Genomic DNA, 2066 nt, shown 5'->3' with positions numbered 1-2066 from the left:
GACAGTCTTTTGACTGTCTCTTTTTTATATTTTGCTGGAATTTCAGATGCAGGATATGATATGCTCAATGGAGAGGGGGCATTGAGATGGTTAATCCAAGAGATCGTGCATTGCGTCCGCCGATTCGCCGAAGCTGGCTACGGCTGCGGCTTGGGAAAGCTTACTATGCGGGAAGAAGGTATTTACTGTGGTGCTCTCCTGGCTTTCAATGGGCAAAGGAACGCCGAGAAACGCCGTTGCCCTGTGTTCACTTCCAGCATGCCACCCCCTTGCTGCGGCAGCTGCGGGGAGAGGAAATGGAGCTTCAGCGCAATAAGATTACCAACCTGCGTCTGGCAGTAGCCAGGCTGAATGGGCTTGTACTATACCCTGGAGAGACCTTCAGCTATTGGAGACTGATCGGAAAACCTACCAGGCGGAAGGGATATCTGGAGGGAATGGTCCTGTTTTTAGGACGAATTGGAAGCGATGTGGGAGGCGGCCTCTGCCAGCTCTCCAACTTGATCTTCTGGATGACGCTGCACACGCCGCTGACCGTAGTAGAGCGTTATCGCCATTCCCATGATGTGTTTCCAGATGCTAACCGGACACAGCCTTTTGGCAGCGGTGCTACCTGTGCTTATCCACACCGGGATCTGATGATCCGTAATGATACGGACCAGCCGTTTCAGCTCTGTCTGCGGGTGGGGGCAAGCTGCTTGGAAGGAGAGTGGAGAGCTGTGAAACCTCCTGCATACCATTACCACATCGTGGAGCGAAACGCACGAATGGATCAGGCTTCCTGGGGCGGCTATGTTCGACACAACGAATTGGTGCGGCAGGTGTTTACACTGGAGGATAAACTGCTGCGAGAGGAGTTCCTGTTTTCCAATGATGCCATTATGATGTATAGCCCGCTGCTCCCGGAGAGCTAAAGATGGAGAGCAGAGTATCATCTGTCCGTGGCAGTGTTTTAGATGCTATGAAAGGGCGGGATTATTTGGCAGCAGGGGTCTATGTCCCTAGCTGGGTGGCTGGCTGTATGGGGCCTCTTACAGCCGTTTACAGCATAAAGGGACCCCCGATACAAAACTGTATCGGGGGTCCTTTGTATGTTCTGAAGAATCGATCGATTTAAGGCTGTTAAAAAACCTCTGCGCGAAAAGAACGATTACAGATGCGCATTTGTCAGCCGGCTGGAACGCTTCTTGCCATACCAGCAGATGATGGCAACATACACAACAGCGGCAGCAACGCCGATGGCATAAGAAGCACCCCAGGGAATGTTGAAGCCGATCTTGGCGTTCATGATGTAGGTGATAGTGATGAATGCATACCAAGCACCGGGGATCAGAGGCATCCAAACCCACTTGGCCTTGCCGTTCTCGAACATCCACACAGAGATGGCCAGGAAAGCAAACAGGGACAGGGTCTGGTTGGACCATGCGAAGTAACGCCACAGGATGTTGAAGCCCTCGGAGTTCATCTTGGCGAACACCAGGATTACAGCCACCAGGGCGAAGATCACGGCAGACAGACCAACACGCTTGCTCTTGGAGCTCTGGTCAATATGGAAGGATTCGGAGATCTGCAGACGCAGACCGCGCAGAGCGGTATCGCCGGAAGTGATGGGCAGCACGATGATGCCCACCAGAGCAATGATACCACCAACAGGTCCCAGGATGTTCTTGCAGACCACGCCGACAGTAGCAGAAGCCCTCGGAGTTCATCTTGGCGAACACCAGGATTACAGCCACCAGGGCGAAGATCACGGCAGACAGACCAACACGCTTGCTCTTGGAGCTCTGGTCAATATGGAAGGATTCGGAGATCTGCAGACGCAGACCGCGCAGAGCGGTATCGCCGGAAGTGATGGGCAGCACGATGATGCCCACCAGAGCGACCAGGCCGCCGACAGGCCCCAGGATGTTCTTGCAGACCACACCGACAGTGCCGGTAGCCAGAGAGGCATTGGCCTCCTGCAGGCCCAGGTTGTACACGCCCATAGCAGCGGCAGCCCAAACCATGGCGATGAAACCTTCCAGAACCATCATGTTGTAGAAGGTCATCCGGCCCTGCTTCTCGCT

The 2066-nt window shown here is 54.1% G+C and carries 2 protein-coding genes and 1 pseudogene; 1 reads left to right on the top strand and 2 read right to left on the bottom strand.

Translation table 11 applies throughout. The annotated features are described in order from the left end of the window. The first annotated feature begins 86 nt into the window (after positions 1-86). Entirely contained in the window at positions 87-914 is an 828-nt protein-coding gene (locus QZL67_RS09130; protein WP_022290417.1) for a VanW family protein, read from the top strand. A gap of 236 nt (positions 915-1150) precedes the next feature. Here QZL67_RS09130 and QZL67_RS09125 read toward each other — a convergent pair whose 3' ends face one another. Both QZL67_RS09125 and QZL67_RS09120 read right to left on the bottom strand, forming a co-directional pair. Further along, complete coding sequence (locus tag QZL67_RS09125; RefSeq protein ID WP_292920212.1) at positions 1151-1618, bottom strand: carbon starvation CstA family protein; 468 nt, start codon at positions 1616-1618, stop codon at positions 1151-1153. Next, positions 1545-2066 (bottom strand): annotated as a pseudogene (locus tag QZL67_RS09120) (hypothetical protein); the annotation flags it as partial. The pseudogene QZL67_RS09120 and the gene QZL67_RS09125, both read right to left, overlap by 74 nt.

The sequence above is a fragment of the Oscillibacter sp. CAG:155 genome (genome assembly GCA_000436875.1).
GTDB lineage: Bacteria > Bacillota > Clostridia > Oscillospirales > Oscillospiraceae > Oscillibacter.
The sequence above is the reverse complement of the archived record's forward strand: the minus strand, read 5'-3'. Positions and strand labels throughout refer to the sequence as shown.